14 protein-coding genes and 1 pseudogene are annotated in these 18,722 nt (G+C 61.9%); 9 read left to right on the forward strand and 6 right to left on the reverse strand.

Going from position 1 to position 18,722, the window contains the following annotated elements:
* Window positions 1–57 precede the first annotated feature (57 nt).
* The gene (locus Q1W70_RS19055; RefSeq protein WP_265538042.1) at window positions 58–1,476 is read left to right on the forward strand and encodes an aminotransferase-like domain-containing protein; all 1,419 of its coding nucleotides are present in this window, start codon (window positions 58–60) and stop codon (window positions 1,474–1,476) included.
* Window positions 1,477–1,513: 37 nt separating this feature from the next.
* On the opposite strand, the gene ppsR is transcribed toward Q1W70_RS19055, so the two are convergent.
* Window positions 1,514–2,332: a posphoenolpyruvate synthetase regulatory kinase/phosphorylase PpsR gene (gene ppsR / locus Q1W70_RS19060; protein ID WP_166590073.1), complete on the reverse strand. Its 819-nt coding sequence runs from the start codon at window positions 2,330–2,332 to the stop codon at window positions 1,514–1,516.
* A gap of 175 nt (window positions 2,333–2,507) precedes the next feature.
* Here ppsR and ppsA point away from each other — a divergent pair, with 175 nt between their 5' ends.
* The 8 genes from ppsA to Q1W70_RS19100 all read left to right on the forward strand — a co-directional run bounded on the left by ppsA (window position 2,508) and on the right by Q1W70_RS19100 (window position 10,588).
* On the forward strand, window positions 2,508–4,883 hold the full coding sequence (gene ppsA, locus Q1W70_RS19065) for a phosphoenolpyruvate synthase (RefSeq protein WP_166590074.1): 2,376 nt from the start codon (window positions 2,508–2,510) through the stop codon (window positions 4,881–4,883).
* Between the two features lie 109 nt (window positions 4,884–4,992).
* Complete coding sequence (locus Q1W70_RS19070) at window positions 4,993–5,982, forward strand: alpha/beta fold hydrolase (protein WP_166590075.1); 990 nt, start codon at window positions 4,993–4,995, stop codon at window positions 5,980–5,982.
* 195 nt (window positions 5,983–6,177) lie between these two features.
* Window positions 6,178–6,669 (forward strand): ribonuclease E activity regulator RraA, encoded by a 492-nt coding sequence (gene rraA, locus Q1W70_RS19075; protein WP_166590076.1) that lies wholly within the window; start codon window positions 6,178–6,180, stop codon window positions 6,667–6,669.
* Between the two features lie 23 nt (window positions 6,670–6,692).
* Window positions 6,693–7,688, forward strand: a complete 996-nt coding sequence (locus tag Q1W70_RS19080; protein ID WP_166590077.1) for a zinc transporter ZntB — start codon at window positions 6,693–6,695, stop codon at window positions 7,686–7,688.
* Window positions 7,689–7,751: 63 nt separating this feature from the next.
* Window positions 7,752–7,997 carry a CrfX protein gene (locus tag Q1W70_RS19085; protein WP_166590078.1) on the forward strand — a complete coding sequence of 82 codons (246 nt, stop codon included), beginning with the start codon at window positions 7,752–7,754 and terminating at the stop codon, window positions 7,995–7,997.
* A 2-nt stretch (window positions 7,998–7,999) separates the two neighbouring features.
* Window positions 8,000–8,824 (forward strand): mechanosensitive ion channel family protein, encoded by an 825-nt coding sequence (locus tag Q1W70_RS19090; RefSeq protein WP_007916401.1) that lies wholly within the window; start codon window positions 8,000–8,002, stop codon window positions 8,822–8,824.
* A 91-nt stretch (window positions 8,825–8,915) separates the two neighbouring features.
* Complete coding sequence (gene sigX / locus Q1W70_RS19095) at window positions 8,916–9,506, forward strand: RNA polymerase sigma factor SigX (RefSeq protein ID WP_095165477.1); 591 nt, start codon at window positions 8,916–8,918, stop codon at window positions 9,504–9,506.
* Between the two features lie 107 nt (window positions 9,507–9,613).
* Window positions 9,614–10,588 carry an OmpA family protein gene (locus Q1W70_RS19100; RefSeq protein WP_166590079.1) on the forward strand — a complete coding sequence of 325 codons (975 nt, stop codon included), beginning with the start codon at window positions 9,614–9,616 and terminating at the stop codon, window positions 10,586–10,588.
* Window positions 10,589–10,661: 73 nt separating this feature from the next.
* Here Q1W70_RS19100 and cobA read toward each other — a convergent pair whose 3' ends face one another.
* The 5 genes and pseudogenes from cobA to Q1W70_RS19125 all read right to left on the reverse strand — a co-directional run bounded on the left by cobA (window position 10,662) and on the right by Q1W70_RS19125 (window position 18,636).
* Entirely contained in the window at window positions 10,662–11,435 is a 774-nt protein-coding gene (cobA, locus tag Q1W70_RS19105; RefSeq protein ID WP_166590080.1) for a uroporphyrinogen-III C-methyltransferase, read from the reverse strand.
* A 10-nt stretch (window positions 11,436–11,445) separates the two neighbouring features.
* The gene (locus Q1W70_RS19110; RefSeq protein WP_166590118.1) at window positions 11,446–14,163 is read right to left on the reverse strand and encodes a nitrate reductase; all 2,718 of its coding nucleotides are present in this window, start codon (window positions 14,161–14,163) and stop codon (window positions 11,446–11,448) included.
* A gap of 26 nt (window positions 14,164–14,189) precedes the next feature.
* Window positions 14,190–15,416, reverse strand: a pseudogene (locus Q1W70_RS19115) (NAD(P)/FAD-dependent oxidoreductase); the annotation flags it as partial.
* Window positions 15,417–15,746: 330 nt separating this feature from the next.
* Window positions 15,747–17,417, reverse strand: a complete 1,671-nt coding sequence (locus Q1W70_RS19120; RefSeq protein WP_166590081.1) for a bifunctional protein-serine/threonine kinase/phosphatase — start codon at window positions 17,415–17,417, stop codon at window positions 15,747–15,749.
* A 7-nt stretch (window positions 17,418–17,424) separates the two neighbouring features.
* A complete protein-coding gene (locus Q1W70_RS19125) occupies window positions 17,425–18,636 on the reverse strand; it encodes a nitrate/nitrite transporter (RefSeq protein ID WP_185818183.1) in 1,212 nt (403 codons plus the stop codon).
* Between the last annotated feature and the right edge of the window lie 86 nt (window positions 18,637–18,722).

The raw sequence follows: 18,722 nt of genomic DNA on the forward strand, positions 1-18,722 counted from the left end.
CATGGAAAAGGTCTATCCCTGATTGAACCTGTTTTCAGCACGCTATTCGGGGTGGTAATGGCTGTCAAAGTAAGTATTGCCATGGTGTCAATCCTGCGGGATGCCCTACGCCATGGAACCGGCATGAAGTACCAGCGCCTCAGCGACGGGGTTGAGCAGGGCATGGCAGACGGCGTGCTTGCGCCCGGCTGCAAATTGCCGCCCCATCGCCTGCTGGCGGACAGCCTCGGGGTCACGGTGGGCACCGTCAGTCGCGCCTATGCCGAGTTGGAGCGTCTGGGCAAGGTGGTCGCCCGGGTCGGTGACGGCACCTATGTCCGGGAGCAGGGCATGGAGCGCCCGCGCGACGGCGGGTTCCGCAATGTCAGTGAGCAACCGCCGCCGTGCCTGGACATGAGTCGCAATCAGCCAATTCCCGGGCGTCAGGCGCAGTGGCTGAGCCAGGGGCTGCAGGCCCTGGCGGGAGATTCCCGGGCCATGCAGCGCATCAGTGGTTACACCGCGGACGCCGGTCTGCCGGAGTATCGGGCGGCGGGTGCGCAGTGGCTTGGGCACGGCGAATTCGTCGCCCATGCCGAGCAGGTGATCTGCGTCAACGGCGGCCAGCACGGTTTGCTGTGTGCCCTGATGGCGCTGCTCAAGGCGGGCGATACGCTGGTCACCGAGCAGTTGACTTACCCCGGCTTGATCAGCGTGGCGCGCAATCTGGGGATCAAGCTGATCGGCCTGGCAATGGACGCCGAAGGGTTATTGCCAGCGGCCTTGGACGAGGCCTGTCGCCAACACCGGGTGACGGCGCTGTACTGCACGCCGACTCTGCAGAATCCCACGGCCGCGGTAATGTCCACGGCGCGCCGCGAGGCCCTGGCGCAGGTCTGTCGTGGGCACAATCTGTTGATCATCGAGGACCAGGCCCACGCCGTGCTGGTCCAGGAACGGCCACTGCCGCTGAGCCATTTTGCTGCGGAGCGTACGGTACTGATCGCCAGCCTGAGCAAGGCGGTGTCGGCGGGCTTGCGGGTCGGCTATCTGTATGCGCCCCAGGCATTGCTCAGCCGCTTGTCGGCAGCGGTACGCGCCTCCTGCTGGATGGCCACGCCCCTGGCCCTGGAATTGGCCACGCAGTGGATTGAAACCGGCGTCGCCCAGCAATTGCTGGAGCAGCAAATCATTGAGATTCGCCGACGCAAGGCCCTGGTCGAGGACCTGCTCCAGGGCTTGCAGTACCGCACGCACGACCACAGTCCGCATTTCTGGATCGACGTGCCCGAGCCGTGGCGCGCGTCCCAGGTTGAAGCCGAGCTCAAGCGCAGTGGCTACCTGATTGCCACCGCTGAAGCGTTTGCGGTGGGGCATGGGGCCGTGCCGCAGGCTATTCGGGTGAGCGTGTGCAATTCGGTGGGGGATGATCGGTTATTGCGGGAGGGGATTGCGGCGGTCGCGGCAAGCTGCACGCCGCAGGCAGGAGCGGTCTGAGCAGGCTCCTGCTTGCGGCTTGCCGTTCAGCTGCGCCTTACTTGAATCGGCGTTCGACGCCTTTTTCCACCAGGATCTTGGCGGAAATTTCTTCCACGGAAAAATGCGTGGAGTTGATGTTCGGGATGTTTTCGCGGCGGAACAGGTTTTCCACTTCGCGCACCTCGAACTCGCACTGGGCATAGCTCGAATACCGGCTGTTGGGCTTGCGCTCGTTGCGGATGGCGGTGAGGCGGTCCGGGTCGATGGTCAGGCCGAACAGCTTGTGCTGGTGGGCGCGCAGGGCGGCCGGCAGTTGCAGGCGCTCCATGTCGTCCTCGGTCAGCGGGTAGTTGGCGGCGCGGATGCCGAATTGCATGGCCATGTACAGGCAGGTCGGTGTCTTGCCGCACCGCGACACGCCCACCAGGATCAGGTCGGCCTTGTCGTAGTAGTGAGTGCGCGCACCGTCGTCGTTGTCCAGGGCGAAGTTCACCGCCTCGATGCGCTCCATGTAGTTGGAGTTGTGGCCAATGGAGTGCGACTTGCCGACCGAGTAGGACGAATGCTCGCTCAGTTCCAGCTCCAGCGGGGCGAGGAAGGTCGAGAAAATGTCGATCATGAAACCATTGGACGTGGCGAGAATCTCACGTATGTCCTGGTTGACGATCGTGTCGAAGATGATCGGACGAAAGCCGTCCTTTTCGGCGGCCGTGTTGATTTGTTGTACCATGGCCCGCGCTTTATCGACGCTGTCGATGTACGGTCGGGTGAATTTGCTGAAGGTAATGTTTTCGAACTGCGCCAACAGACTTTGACCCAGGGTTTCGGCCGTAATGCCCGTGCCGTCGGAGATAAAGAAAGCAGATCGTTTCATTTGCGCCTTGGGCCTTAAGCTGGTGACGATTCTTGGATATGATAGGCGCGATTTGGCGGCCCGGATTGGCCGGCATTCTCACTTATTTTCCAGGTCCAGGCCATACAGCTGGCAAATGCTCCCTTGAGCGGCCAGTAACCTGAGCTTTTCCAACACAGTTAGTGGAGAGATCACCTTGGTAGAGTACGTAGTTTCCCTCGATAAGCTCGGCGTCCATGATGTAGAGCATGTGGGGGGCAAGAACGCATCCCTCGGCGAGATGATCAGTAATCTTGCGGGTGCCGGTGTATCGGTCCCGGGTGGCTTTGCCACGACAGCTCAGGCTTATCGTGATTTTCTCGAATTAAGTGGTTTGAACGACCAGATCCACGCCGCGCTGGATGCGCTGGACGTGGATGACGTGAACGCGCTGGCCCGTACCGGCGCGCAAATTCGTCAATGGATCATGGAAGCCGAGTTCCCGGAGAAGCTCAACGCCGAGATTCGCACCGCGTTCGCCACCCTGTCGGCCGGTAACCCGGACATGGCCGTGGCCGTGCGCTCTTCGGCCACCGCCGAAGACTTGCCGGACGCCTCGTTCGCCGGTCAACAGGAAACCTTCCTGAACATTCGTGGCGTCGAGAACGTCATTCGTGCAGCCAAGGAAGTGTTCGCTTCCCTGTTCAACGATCGTGCCATTTCCTACCGCGTCCACCAGGGCTTCGACCACAAGCTGGTGGCCCTGTCGGCCGGTGTGCAGCGCATGGTGCGTTCGGAAACCGGCACTGCCGGCGTGATGTTCACCCTCGATACCGAGTCGGGCTTCCGTGACGTGGTGTTCATCACCGGCGCCTACGGCCTGGGTGAAACCGTGGTCCAGGGCGCAGTCAACCCGGATGAATTCTACGTCCACAAGGGCACGCTGGCCGCGGGTCGCCCGGCGATCCTGCGCCGCAACCTGGGCAGTAAAGCGATCAAGATGATTTACGGCGACGAGGCCAAGGCCGGTCGTTCGGTCAAGACCGTGGACGTCGACAAGGCCGAGCGCGCGCGCTTCTGCCTGTCCGACGCGGAAGTCAGCGAGCTGGCCAAGCAAGCGATGATCATCGAGAAGCACTACAAGTGCCCGATGGACATCGAGTGGGCCAAGGACGGTGACGACGGCAAGCTGTACATCGTGCAGGCCCGTCCGGAAACCGTGAAGAGCCGTACCCAGGCCAACGTCATGGAACGTTACCTGCTCAAGGAAACCGGCACCGTGCTGGTGGAAGGCCGTGCGATCGGCCAGCGCATTGGCGCCGGCAAGGTCCGCATCATCAAGGACGTGTCCGAGATGGACAAGGTCCAGCCGGGCGACGTGCTGGTTTCCGACATGACCGACCCGGATTGGGAACCGGTCATGAAGCGCGCCAGCGCCATTGTCACCAACCGTGGCGGCCGTACCTGTCACGCGGCGATCATCGCCCGTGAGCTGGGGATCCCGGCGGTAGTGGGCTGCGGTAACGCGACCCAACTGCTGAAAGACGGCCAGGGCGTCACTGTTTCCTGCGCCGAAGGCGACACCGGTTTCATCTTTGAAGGCGAACTGGGTTTCGACGTCAAGAAGAACTCCGTGGACGCCATGCCGGAGCTGCCGTTCAAGATCATGATGAACGTCGGCAACCCGGACCGCGCCTTCGACTTCGCGCAGTTGCCGAACGCCGGTGTGGGCCTGGCCCGCCTGGAGTTCATCATCAACCGCATGATCGGCGTGCACCCCAAGGCGCTGCTGAACTACGACGGCTTGCCTGCGGACATCAAGGAAAGCGTCGACAAGCGCATCGCCGGCTACGACGATCCGGTTGGTTTCTATGTCGAGAAGCTGGTCGAGGGCATCAGCACCCTGGCCGCTGCGTTCTGGCCGAAAAAGGTCATCGTGCGCCTGTCGGACTTCAAGTCCAACGAATACGCCAACCTGATCGGCGGCAAGCTGTACGAGCCGGAAGAAGAGAACCCGATGCTGGGCTTCCGCGGTGCCTCGCGTTACATCAGCGAAGCCTTCCGTGACTGCTTCGAGCTCGAGTGCCGCGCCCTCAAGCGTGTGCGCAACGAGATGGGCCTGACCAACGTTGAAATCATGGTGCCGTTCGTGCGCACCCTGGGCGAAGCCAGCCAGGTCGTCGACCTGTTGGCCGAGAACGGCCTGGCCCGCGGCGAAAACGGTCTGCGCGTGATCATGATGTGCGAACTGCCGTCCAACGCGATCCTGGCGGAAGAGTTCCTGGAATTCTTCGACGGTTTCTCCATCGGCTCCAACGACCTGACCCAGCTGACCCTGGGCCTGGACCGTGACTCCGGGATTATTGCGCACTTGTTCGATGAGCGTAATCCGGCGGTCAAGAAGCTGCTGGCCAATGCCATTGCCGCCTGCAACAAGGCCGGCAAGTACATCGGCATCTGCGGTCAGGGCCCGTCCGATCACCCGGACCTGGCCAAGTGGCTGATGGAGCAGGGCATCGAAAGCGTTTCGTTGAACCCCGATTCCGTACTGGAAACCTGGTTCTTCCTGGCTGAGGGTCAAGCTTCGGCTTGATGGTGTGAACAGGCCCCTGGCTCCTGCAGTGACAGGAACCAGGGATCTGTTTTGAGATTCAAGTAGGGCGGGCTCCTTCGGATGCCGCCCTTTTTTGTGCAAGAGCATTATGCAAAGCAGCAGTAACCTGTTTCCTGTCGCCTTGATCAGCGCCGAGCGTCGCGGCGATCTGAGTGAGGACGTCTATCGCCTGAAACCGGGCAACAGCCCGGACGGCACCGTTGAGCTGGCAGTGACCCGCCTGGGCATGGCCGATGAACCCGCCCTGCGCGGGGTTCCGGTGATTTTGCTGCACGGCAGTTTTTCCAACCGGCGTTTCTGGTTTTCCCCCAAGGGCCTGGGCCTGGGGGCGTACCTGGCACGCGCTGGTTTTGATGTGTGGATTGCGGAAATGCGTGGGCACGGCCTGTCGCAGCGCAATCAGCACTACCGCAAGAACCGGGTGGCCGACTATGCCCGCTACGACCTGCCGGCCATCGCCGCGTTCGTCCGCGAACTGAGCGGGCAGGCACCGCACTGGATCGGCCATTCACTGGGTGGCATCACCCTGGCCGCTGCATTGGGTGGTCACTACCTGGAAGAGGCCGATGTCGCCAGCGCCGCATTTTTCGGCACGCAGGTGAGTCGCACCTACTGGCCGTTGAAAATTCCCCCGGTGGAATGGAGCGGACGTTTCATCCTCAATCGTTTTGCCCAACTGTCGGGATCTCGTCTCAAGCGTGGGCCGGAAGACGAGCCGATCGGCCTGGCCCTGGAGAGCATGCGCTGGTACGGCCTGTTCGGGCGTTTTGGTGATGCCGACAAGGACTGGTGGGCGGGCTTGGCCGAGGTGCAGGTGCCGGTTCTGGCCGTCAGCGCCAGCAACGATCACCAGGACCCTGACTGGGCTTGCCGCAAGCTGTTCGAGCAAATCGGCTCGACGCACAAGCAATACATTTGCCTGGGTCGCGCCCACGGCTTTGCCGATGACTTCGGGCATGTGCAAATGCTGGTGAGCAAAGCCGCGCAAATCGAAGTCTGGCCATTGGTCCAGCGTTGGCTGACGGATCCGCAGGCACCCGTGCAGGCGCAGGCGCTCGCCACGGTCGGTGCAGACTGACGTGATCGCTCTATCAAGGGCGTTTCGTTCCGGTGCGCTTACGGCTAAGATATGACGCATTGGGCTTTTCTGGTCACTTTACGTGGCGATGCAGTAGCGGTGTTCGCGCAAGATCGGCTTTAAACCGCAACCCTCAGCGCGCGTTTCCTTTAAGGTGACATCCTCGATTGTCTTCCTCATTACAGGAGTTTCTCGATGAATCATTACCTCACTCCCGACCTGTGCGATACCTATCCGGAACTGGTACAGGTCTTGGAGCCGATGTTCAGCAATTTTGGCGGCCGTGACTCCTTCGGCGGTGAAATCGTGACCATCAAGTGCTTCGAAGACAACTCGCGGGTCAAGGAGCACGCTGAACTCCCGGGGAACGGCAAGGTGCTGGTGGTGGATGGTGGAGGCTCGCTGCGCTGCGCGCTGCTGGGCGACATGATTGCCGAGAAAGCGGCCAAGAATGGCTGGGAAGGCTTGGTGATCTACGGCTGCATCCGCGACGTCGACGTCATCGCACAAACCGACCTGGGGGTGCAGGCCCTCGCCAGCCATCCGAAGAAGTCCGACCGCCGCGGTCTTGGCGAGATCAACGTGCCGGTGACCTTTGCCGGTGTGACGTTCCGTCCGGGCGAGTTCATTTATGCGGACAACAATGGCGTGATCATTTCGCCCACCGCGTTGAAAATGCCTGAATAAACGGCGACCAGACAGGGGTGAGGATGTTCGAGGAAGAAAACGCGCAGTGGGGGCTGGTCCATGCCCTGGTGCTGGATGGAAAAGGCGGTGCGCGTTCGATTGCCCGGACTGAACTGGATGACCTGCAACTGCAATCCCACGAAAGCCTCTGGCTGCACTGGGATCGCAGTCACCCGCAAACCCAGACCTGGCTGCGTAAATCCAGCGGTCTGAGTGAATTCAGTTGTGACCTGCTGCTGGAGGAGAACACCCGGCCGCGCCTGCTGGCGCTGCCGGACTCCGAATTGCTGCTGTTCTTGCGCGGGGTCAACCTCAACCCTGGTGCCGAACCGGAAGACATGGTCTCGGTGCGTATTTTCGCCTCGGCCCAACGGGTCATTTCCCTGCGCCTGCGCCCACTGCGCGCCACCGACGAATTGTTGGTGCAGTTGGCCGAGGGCAAGGGGCCGCGGACGGCTTCCGAACTGATCCTGTACATGGCCCAGTACCTCACTCACAAGGTCCAGGACCTGGTGGGCGACCTCTCGGAAGTGGTCGATGTCGAAGAGGAAAAGCTGGATGCCGACGAACGGTATACCCCCGAGCACGGCTCCATTTTGCAGATCCGTCGGCGTGCCGCCGGACTCAAGCGTTTTCTGGCGCCGCAACGGGATATTTTCGGACAACTGACGCGAATCAAACTGCCCTGGTTTGTCGAGGATGACGGCGACTACTGGAACGAATTGAACAACAGCCTGACCCGCTATCTTGAAGAGCTGGAATTGACCCGCGAGCGCGTGGGGCTGGTGTTGGAGGCCGAAGACCGGCGTCTGAGCGTGAAAATGAGCCGCACCATGTACCGCTTCGGGATCATTACCGGGATCTTTTTGCCGATGAGTTTTCTGACCGGTTTGCTGGGCATCAATGTCGGTGGCATTCCGTTCTCCGAGAGTCCCTATGGCTTCCTGGTTGCCTGCCTGATCATGGTCTCGGTGGCGCTGGGCCAGTGGTGGTTGTTCCGGCGTTTGCGCTGGGTATGAAGGGGCGTCATGTGACCCGGGGAATTTTGATCGCGTCTTTCACAGATATCACGAGAGGTGCGTATGCACGATCCGTTTGAACAGTCTTTACGTGACATGCTCCAGGCATCCCCGTCCACCCGTGACGATGATGCGTGCCTGGGTCGTGTACTGAAAACCGCCAACCGCCAGGTGGGTGCCGGTGATCTGTTCAGTCTGCTGGGCCGCTGGCTGCCGGCACTGATGATCGCCCTGAATAACGGATCGGCCCATGTCTCGCCGGTTTCCCGTCGTAAACCTAACGCAAGCACTGCTGATAAGGCTGATTGAATATGGAACTTGATCTCTGGACTCAGAGCCTCGTCACGGCAATGACTGCGTTGTGGACCAAGGTAGCGAACTTCATTCCCAATCTGTTTGGCGCCCTCGTCGTGCTGCTGCTGGGGTTTGTCGTGGCCAAGCTGCTGGACACCCTGTTGTCCAAATTGTTGGCAAAACTGGGCCTGGATCGCTTGATGGGCGGTACCGGTTTGACCAAGTTGATGTCTCGGGCAGGGCTGCAGGTTCCGATCTCGACCCTGATCGGAAAGATCGTTTACTGGTTCGTTTTGCTTATTTTTCTGGTTTCTGCTGCAGAATCCCTTGGCTTGGAGCGAGTTTCGGCTACGCTCGATATGCTTGCACTGTATTTGCCGAAAGTGTTCGGTGCCGCGTTGGTGTTGCTGGTAGGGGTATTGCTGGCGCAGCTGGCCAATGGCCTGGTGCGCGGTGCCGCTGAAGGGGTCGGTCTGGACTATGCTTCGGGCCTGGGGCGAATAGCCCAGGGCCTGGTGATCATCATCAGTATCTCGGTGGCGATCAGTCAGCTCGAAGTCAAAACCGACCTGCTGAACCATGTGATCGTGATCGTTTTGATAACCGTTGGTCTGGCAGTTGCCTTGGCCATGGGATTGGGTAGCCGGGAAATTGCCGGTCAGATTCTTGCGGGAATCTATGTGCGTGAGTTGTATCAGGTTGGGCAACAAGTGCGTGTTGGTGAGGTCGAAGGTCAGATCGAAGAGATCGGCACGGTTAAAACTACATTGCTGACCGACGAGGGTGAGCTAGTATCACTCTCCAATCGGATCCTCCTGGAACAGCATGTTAGTAGCCGCTAACCCGGCAAACCCTGCTAATGTATGCCGCCGCGAAATGCCCGACACCCTTGGGCCGCGGCGGACATTGACCTGACTGTCGGCCCGACTTGTTTTGAATAAACCCCAATCGCTATCCACGCGCTACGACCCCCGCGAGCTCTCTGATGAGGAGTTGGTCGCGCGCTCGCACACCGAGCTGTTTCACGTCACGCGCGCTTATGAAGAGCTGATGCGGCGTTACCAGAGAACTTTATTTAACGTCTGTGCACGATATCTTGGGAACGATCGCGACGCGGACGATGTCTGTCAGGAAGTGATGTTGAAGGTGCTGTACGGCCTGAAGAACTTTGAAGGAAAATCCAAGTTCAAGACATGGCTATATAGCATCACGTACAACGAGTGCATCACACAGTATCGAAAGGAACGGCGTAAGCGTCGCTTGATGGACGCTTTGAGTCTGGACCCCCTCGAGGAAGCGTCGGAAGAAAAGACGCCGAAACCTGAGGAAAAGGGTGGACTTGATCGCTGGTTGGTGCATGTGAACCCGATTGACCGGGAAATTCTGGTGCTACGATTTGTCGCAGAGCTGGAATTTCAGGAGATCGCAGACATCATGCATATGGGTTTGAGTGCAACAAAAATGCGGTACAAACGCGCTCTAGATAAATTGCGTGAGAAATTTGCAGGCATTGCTGAAACTTAGTTCGGCGCAAATATCTCTTACGTGTAGGCAAGTTCTGATAGACTTGCCGCCGAGTTGTCCCCCGGTTTGTGGGACTGCTTTACAATCACCAGATGGGGATTTAACGGATGAAACTGAAAAACACCTTGGGCTTGGCCATTGGTTCTCTTATTGCCGCTACTTCTTTCGGCGTTCTGGCACAAGGCCAAGGCGCAGTTGAAGGCGAGCTGTTCTACAAGAAGCAGTACAACGATAGCGTCAAGCACATCGAAGACGGCTTCAATCCAGGCGCTCGCATCGGTTACTTCCTGACCGACGACGTTTCGATCGATCTGAACTACGATCAGACTCACCACACCCGTTCGAACGACGGTACTGGCAACCAGAAGATCAAAGGTGACACCGGCTCCCTGCTGGGTACCTACCACTTCGGTCAGGCTGGCGTAGATTCCCTGCGTCCTTACGTTTCCGGCGGTTTCGGCCACCAGAGCCGCACCAGCGTAAAAGCTGACGGTCACAGCGGTCGCGATCAGTCGACTCTGGCCATCGTTGGTACCGGTGTTAAGTACTACTTCACCGACAACCTGTTCGCTCGTGCCGGCGTTGAAGCTGACTACGCAATGGACAACGGCAAGTGGGACTACTCCGCCCTGGTTGGTCTGGGTGTGAACTTCGGCGGCAACGCCGGCGCAGTCGCTCCAGCTCCAGTTCCGGCACCGGCTCCAGAGCCAGAGCCAGAAGCTCCAGTTGCTGAAGTGGTACGCGTTGAGCTGGACGTCAAGTTTGACTTCGACAAATCTGTTGTTAAGCCAAACAGCTACGCTGACGTGAAAAACCTGGCTGACTTCATGAAGCAGTACCCACAGACCACCACCGTGGTTGAAGGTCACACTGACTCCGTAGGTCCAGACGCTTACAACCAGAAGCTGTCCCAGCGTCGTGCTGACGCTGTTAAGCAAGTTCTGGTCAAAGACGGCATCGACGCTGGCCGCGTTAGCTCCGTTGGTTACGGCGAATCCCGCCCAGTTGCTGACAACGCAACTGAAGCTGGCCGTGCTGTTAACCGTCGCGTAGAAGCGCAGGTTGAAGCTCAAGCTAAGTAATTAGCTCGCAGCTCGCGAAAAGCCCGGCTTAGGCCGGGCTTTTCTTTGTCTGCGATTTACTGCCAGGCCGGCGTTACAGCGCTGCGCTGGACGGCAATGGCAACGGTGTCACGGACGCCGGCAGTCCCTGTTCCAGGGCTGCGGAGGCGGCTACAGCCCCTATCACAAGGATCGCTGGGCTTTTTAACTGAAAGCTGTAGGCATCTTCCTGCATCGCTGTCAGGTTGCTTCGGCATTCGCGCTGGCACGGCATGGATGCGTTTTCAATCATTGCCACCGGCGTATCCAGCGCCATCCCGCCGTCCAGCAACTGCTGGCGAATTTCCCCGAGTTTTGCCACTCCCATGTAGATCACCAGGGTGGTCCCGCCTTGGGCCAGTGCGCGCCAATTGAGCTCGCTGTCATCCTGGGTATGGGCTGTCACCAGGGTCACGCCCCTGGCGACGCCGCGCAGGGTCAGGGAAATATCGCACTGAGTGGCGCCCGCCAGGCCGGCGGTGATGCCATTGACCAGTTCGACCTCGATCTGGCGCTCGCGCAACCACTGTGCTTCTTCACCCCCCCGGCCAAATATGCACGGGTCCCCCCCTTTGAGCCGCACCACACACTTGCCTTGGCGGGCATAACGCAGCATCAGGCGATGGATGAAGGCTTGTGGGGTCGAACGGCAGCCCCCGCGCTTGCCCACGGCAATGACCCGCGCCCGGGGGCAATGCTCCAGCACGGCTGGATTGACCAGATCATCGATCATTACCACGTCTGCCTCCCTCAGTGCCCGTACCGCCTTGAGGGTCAGCAATTCAGGGTCACCCGGGCCTGCACCCACCAACCAGACTTTTGCGCTCATGTTGCATTCCTCACGAGGTGATTGCGCTTGGCCGCACCTGGGCGGCCAGCAGACGCTTGATTTCCGGGACGCAGGAGCCGCATTGCGTGCCGCAACCCAATTGTTGTTTCAGGCCTTGCAGATCCAGGCCGCTGCGAATGCCGGCGCACACGGCGCTGTGGCTGACGTTCTTGCAGTTGCACAGGGTTTTCTGCGCGCCAGAGGCGGCACCGGCAGCGCCCGGCGGGGCGCTCAAGGGCGCCAGCAGCCAGGGTCGCAATTGCTCATCGACTCGACCTTCCAGCCAAAGATTCTGCAACCAGTGCCGGGCCAGTGTTTCCCCGGCCAGGCGGATCGCGGTGATGCGCCCCTGTTCGATGCGCACGCGTTTGCCGATGGCGCGACGCGGATCGTCGTAGGACAGTACCGGGCCGTGGTCGAGCCCCAGGTGCTGGTCGATCTCCTGCAGCCGTTGCGGGTCCGGCGCCTGGGCGCACGCGGCGCGTATCAGCAGCGCCGGCCGCTCACGCCCGGCAAGGCTGAGGCTGACGTAGGAAAAGTCTTCGCAGAGCGGGCGCAGCGCCTCGAAATGCTGTTGAACATTGCCCTCGACCAGGGCGAAGAACTCCCACGGCAGTTCAACGGCTTCAATTCGCACACCGCTGTGTTTCAGCTCAGGCTGCTTGGACAGTGGGTCGAACGCCGGCTGGGTCAGGACGTTCACGCCGCCCTTGAGGAAGCGGTCGCCCCAGTGCATCGGGAGAAAGGCTTGCCCCGGGCGTACCGAGTCATCGCTGGCGAGCGCGACGATCACACTGCCGCGGCGGCTCTTGAGGCTGACCAGGTCGCCGGCATTCAAGTGTTGGCGCTGCAGTTCATCCGGGTGCAGGCTCAGCAGCGCTTCGCTGACATGGCCGAACAGTTGCGCCGCGGTGCCGGTGCGGCTCATGCCGTGCCATTGATCCCGCAGGCGCCCGGTAATCAGGGTCAGGGGAAAGTGCGCGTCCCGTTGCTCCTTGGCGGCGCAAAATGGCTCGGCGATAAATTGCGCGCGCCCGCTGGCCGTGGGAAATATCCCGTCCACGTAGAGGCGTGGTGTGCCGCAGGTGGCGCCCTGGGGGAAAGGCCATTGCTGTGGACCCAGGCGGTCGAGCAGGGCGTGGCTGATACCGGACAGGTCCAGGTCGCGTCCGCGGGTCAGCTGTTTGAATTCATCGAACAATTGCCCAGGTTGATCGAAGGCAAACAGGCTGGGCTGACCCGGGCGCAGGTGTTTCTCCAGGCGTTGAGCGAAATCCACGGTGATCGCCCAATCCGGGCGTGCTTCACCGGGTGCGGGAATGGCCCGGCGAACGTGGGAAATCCGCCGCTCGGAGTTGGTCACCGTGCCTTCCTTTTCCCCCCAACTGGCGGCCGGCAGCAGCAGGTCGGCGAAGGGCGCGGTTTCGGTGGTGCTGAAGGCTTCCTGCAAGACCACGAACGGGCACGCCTGCAAGGCCGCGCGCACATTCTGTTGGTCGGGCAGGGACTGCGCCGGGTTGGTACAGGCGATCCACAGCGCCTTGATTTTTCCGCTGTTGACCTGCTCGAACAGTTCGATGGCGCTTAGCCCTGGCGTTTCCGGCAGCGTGGGCACCCCCCAATAGGCGGCGACCTCGGCGCGATGCCCGGCATTGTTGGCTTCGCGATGGCCTGGCAGCAGATTGGCCAGGCTGCCGGTTTCGCGCCCGCCCATGGCATTCGGCTGACCGGTAAGGGAGAAGGGGCCCGCGCCCGGGCGGCCGATTTGTCCGGTGGCCAGGTGCAGGTTGATCAGTGCGCTGTTTTTCGCGCTGCCGGCCGTGGACTGGTTCAAGCCCATGCACCACAGCGACAGAAAACTCGGCGAGGTGCCGACCCATTCCGCGCACTGCTGCAACTGGGTGACGCTGATGCCACACAGTTGCGCCACCATGGGGGGCGTGTAGTCGCGCACCAGCTGCTTCAGTTCGGCCAGCCCCTCGGTATGGGCCTGGATAAAGCTGCGGTCGATCCAGTCTTCCCACAGCAGCAGGTGCAAGATGCCGTGGAACAGCGCGACATCGGTGCCCGGCAGAATCGCCAGGTGCAGGTCCGCCAGGTCGCAGGTGTCGGTGCGCCGAGGGTCGATGACAATCACCTTCATCTGCGGCCGACGGGCCCTGGCTTGCTCCAGGCGGCGAAACAGTACCGGATGGGCGTAGGCCATGTTACTGCCGACGATCATCACGCAATCGCTCAGCTCCAGGTCTTCGTAGCTGCAGGGCGGTGCATCGGCGCCCAGGCTGCGCTTGTAGCCGACCACCGCCGACGACATGCACAGCCGCGAATTGCTGTCGATGTTGTTGGTGCCCACCAGCGCCCGCGCCAGTTTGTTGAAGGCGTAGTAGTCCTCGGTCAGCAGTTGCCCGGAGATGTAGAACGCCACACTGTCCGGACCGTGCTCGGCGATGGTCCGGGCAAATACGCTGGCGGCGTGGTCAAGGGCACTGTCCCAGTCGGTGCGGGTGCGAGCCAGGCCCTTGCCCAGGCGCAACTGCGGGTACAGCGCGCGGGCCGCCAGGTCACCGGTCAGGTGCAGGGTTGAGCCTTTGCTGCACAGTTTGCCGTAGTTGGCCGGGTGCGTCGGGTCGCCGCTGACGCCGAGGATCTGCTCGCCGTCGTGCTCGATCAGGATGCCGCAGCCCACCCCGCAATAGCAGCAGGTCGAGGCAGTCGTCTGACGCTTCATCATGATGCTTCCTGCAGTGTCAGGTCCTGGTGGCCGGCCGCGCTCGACGCCGGTTCGCCAAACATCAGGTGATCACGGATCGCAGCAATGCCCTGGTGTTCGCGAATCTGCCGGAAATACCAGCCGCCATCGGCGGTATCGCCGTACAGGCAGGCGCCGACCAGCACGTCGTCCTTGATCACCAATTTTTTGTAGATGCCGCCGACCGGGTCGCGCAGGGTGATGGTCTCGGTGCCTTCGCCCCCCATGAAGTCGCCAGCGGAGAACAGGTCGATGCCGGTGACTTTCAGCTTGGTCGAGGTCACCGAGCCTTTGTAGGTGGCGAACCCCAGCTGTGCCAGGTGGTTGGCGCAGACCTTGGCCTGCTCGAACAGCGGCGCCACCAGGCCGTAGGCAATGCCACGATGGCTGGCGCATTCACCGATGGCATAGATGCGCGGGTCATAGGTCTGCAGGGTGTCGTTGACCAGGATGCCGCGGTTGCAGGGCAGGCCGGCCTGTTCCGCGAGCTCGCTGGCCGGGCGGATCCCGGCGGCCATCACCACCAGGTCGGCCGGGATGATGTCGCCGTTCTTGAATTGCACCGAGCCGACCCGACCGTTGCCGGCGTCGAGCAGGGCCTGGGTTTGCTCACCCAGGCGAAAGTGCAGGCCGCGTTGTTCCAGGGCGCTTTGCAGCAATTGGCCGCTGGTCTTGTCCAGTTGCCGTTCCAACAACCATTCGCCGATGTGCACCACGGTCACGTGCATGCCGCGCAGCATCAGGCCGTTGGCCGCTTCCAGGCCCAGCAGGCCACCGCCGATGACCACGGCGTGGCGGTGGGTCCGGGCGGTGTCGATCATGGTCTGGGTGTCGGCGATGTCACGGTAGCCAATCACCCCCTGCAGGGTGTTGCCCGGGATCGGCAGCATGAAGGGCGTCGAGCCGGTGGCGATCAGCAGGCGGTCGTACTCGGCGCTGCTGCCGTCGGCAGCGATGACCCGGCGCTTGAACCGGTCGATCTCCACCACTGTGCGGTTGAGCAGCAAGGTGATGTTGTGCTCCTGGTACCAATTGAGGTCGTTGAGCTCGATCTCTTCGAAGGTCTGTTCACCTGCCAGCACCGGGGACAGCAGGATGCGGTTGTAGTTGGTGTGGGGTTCAGCACCGAAAACCGTGATGTCATACAGTTCGCTGCTCAGCTTGAGCAGTTCCTCGAGCGTGCGGACCCCGGCCATCCCGTTGCCGATCATCACCAGTTTCAATTTTTTCATCGGGTTCTCCGCAAGCTCAGGCCGGTGTCATCGGGTCGATGGGACTGGCTCGGTGTATTTTGCGCAAACAAAAAAAGGCGTCCCGCTAGTGCTCTAGCGAGGACGCCTTTGTCCTGGTCCCGTTCTCTCGGGCAGCGCACCCTTCGTCGTTGAAGGCTGGGCTTTATGTGTGATGAACGGGCTAATGCAGTGGTTGTGCCAAGTGGTGGAGGCTACGGTTTTATCGGGCTCATCCGGGTGTTCGGGCGGTGCCGACCGGGCTTTTTGCACCGATAGAAGGCGCGGTGCACAGCAATGGCGCGACGCCGACGGGGTTTGCGGGGCCTGGGGTCAGTGGCGAATGAGGGAAAACAGCAACACCAGGTTAATCATCAGCAACACCAGCGCCAGGGTGCGCCAAACCTTCACCGGCTCGCGCTCCAGTAGCGGTCTGGGTCGCACGCTCAAGCTGCCGCGCTCGCCGTGTTCGAGAATCAGCAGCCATTGCTCGGCGGTTTCGTAGCGCTGGGCCGGGTCGGCGTTGACCCCGCGCTCCAGGCTCTGCCCCAGCCAGTCCGGCAGGTCCGGGCGATAGCGCTGGGCATTCACCGGCTGACCGAAGCGGGGGCGCTGGAAGGCTTCGATTTCGCCGTAGGGATACTGCCCGGTGGCCAGGTAATACAGGGTCACGCCGACGGCATACAGGTCTTGTTGCGCAGACGGCGCCTCACCGCTGAAGGCTTCCGGGGCGATGTAGCTCGGGGTGCCGGGCAGTGCGTTGGCCTGGTCTTCGGACAAGCCCGGGCAGTACGCCAGGCCGAAATCCAGCAGGCGCAACTCGCCGTCGTCACTGAGCAGCAGGTTTTCCGGCTTGATGTCGCGATGCAGGATCTGCCGCCGGTGCAACAGGCCCACCGCGCGTAGCAGGCGCTCGGCCAGTGCCTGCCATTGCGCCAGGGGCAGCGGACCGGTCTGGGTGAAGGTTTGGGCAAGGGTCTGCCCTGGGTACTCGCGCATCAGGTAGTACAGGTGTTGACGCTGGGTCGCCGGATGGACCTCGGGAAAACTGCGTCCGGCGACGCGCTTGAGAAACCATTCCTCTGACAGCAGGGCCTGGGCGGCCTGGCTGTCGTCGCTCAACTGCGCCGGCAGGGTTTTCAACAGCCAGGGCTGCTGCTGGCTGTCGTGGACCCGATAGATCAGTGACTGTTGGCTGTGCCCCAGCAGTTTCTCGACGTGCCAGCCTTCGAAGCGCTGGCCGGGCTTGAGGGGCGGCGGCAGGGGCCATTGTTGCAGGTGAATCAGGGCATCGCCGATGCTCGCCTCGCCGAGGGCCTCGACCCGCACCAGCAGCGCGCTGGCATTGTCCTGGCTGCCGGCCAGGTGCGCGGCATTGACCAGGGTCTGGGCCGCGCTGTGCAGGTCCGGCTGATCGCGCAGGATGCCGGCAATCGTGGTGTCGCCCAAGGTTGCCCAGACCCCGTCGCTGAGGAGCACGAAGCACTCGCCGGCGCGCAACTCACCATCGAGAAAATCCAGCACCAGGTGTTGGTCCAGGCCCAGGGCGCGCTTGAGCACATGTTGCATGCCCGGTTGTTCCCAGACATGGTCCTCGCTGATGCGTTGCAACTGCTCGGCGTGCCAGCGATACACCCGGCAATCGCCGACGTGGGCCAGGGTGAAACGTTGTCCGCGCAGCACCAGCGCGCTGACGGTGGTGAGCAGCGGCAGGCCGCCACCGTTGGCCTGCAGCCAGCGGTTCTGCGCGAGCAGCAGGCGGTCCAGGGACTGCGCCACGCCCCAGGTCTGCGGGGTGGCGTAGTAGTCCAGGGCCAGTGCTTGCAAGGTGGTGCGCGCGGCCAGCCCGCCATCGGCGCATTGGCTGACGCCATCGGCGATGGCGAACAGAAACCCTTTGCTCGCGGCCAGCTCTGCGGCGGGCGTGACCAGGCGCAGGGCGTCCTGGTTTTCCTCGCGCGGGCCGATGGCGCTGGCTTCGGCAAAGCTCAATTGCAGGCTCATCGCTGCCTCAGACCCGCGCCGCGGTCACAGCGGCCGAGCCCCAGGTGGTTCTCCAGCGGCGCTTGACCCCGTGCAGGCCGAACCACGCCAGGATGCCGAGGCTGGCGAACAGCCACAAGGCCAGTTGATAACTGCCGGTGCTCTGTTTGATCGCCCCCATGCCGGCGGCGAGGGCAAACCCGCCGATCCCACCGGCCATGCCGATCAACCCGGTCATCACGCCGATTTCGCGGCGAAAACGCTGGGGCACCAACTGGAACACCGCGCCATTGCCGGCGCCAAGGCCAAGCATGGTGCAGACGAACAGGGCGAGCGCCGCATAGGAGCTGGGCAGGTTGAAGCCGACGGCGGCAATGCACACGATCGCGACACCGTACATCAGCAGCAGGGTGCGGATCCCGCCGAAGCGATCGGCCAGGGCGCCACCCAGTGGGCGCATCAGGCTGCCACCAAACACACAGGCGGCGGTGTAGTAGCCGGCAGTCACCGGGCTCAGGCCGTACTGGTCGTTGAAGTAGCCGGGCAGGGCACTGGCCAGGCCGATGAAGCCGCCGAAGGTCACGCAGTAGAAGAACATGAACCACCAGCTGTCGCGATCACCCAGGGCCTTGAAGTAGTCGCTCATGGATTTGGCCTTGGGCCGTTGCGGCGCGTTTTTCGCCAGCCAGGCGAAGATGATCAGGGTCAGGATCAGCGGGATCAGGGCGAAGCCGAACACGTTGCTCCAGCCAAACGCGGCTGCCAGCACCGGCGCGATCAGCGCCGCGAGCACAGTGCCCGAGTTGCCCGCACCGGCGATGCCCATGGCCTTGCCCTGGTGTTGCGGCGGGTACCACTGCGAGGCCAGGGGCAGGGCGACGGCAAACGAGGCCCCGGCCATCCCCAGGAACACCCCCAGCAGCAGGGCTTGCTCGTAGCTGTGGATGCCCAGCTTCCAGGCACCGAACAGCGCGCAGATGACGATGACCTGGCCAATCAGGCCAGCGGTCTTGGGTGACAGGCGGTCGGCGAGCAGGCCCATGACAAAACGCAGCAAGGCCCCGGCGAGGATCGGCGTGGCCACCACCAGCCCGCGCTGTTGAGTGGTCAGGTGCAGGTCGGCGGCAATTTGCACCGCCAGGGGGCCCAGCAAGTACCAGACCATGAAGCTCAGGTCGAAATACAGGAATGCCGAGAACAGGGTCGGGGTATGACCGGATTTCCAGAAGCTTGAATTCATCGCGCACCTCAGCGGTTAAGAGTCTCGAAGGGAGTCGTGAGCTTGGCGGTGGGGCGCCTTGACGGCCGCACCACCGGCCCCGGTCT

It is taken from the genome of Pseudomonas kielensis (genome assembly GCF_030505375.1).
GTDB classification, from domain to species: Bacteria; Pseudomonadota; Gammaproteobacteria; order Pseudomonadales; family Pseudomonadaceae; genus Aquipseudomonas; species Aquipseudomonas kielensis.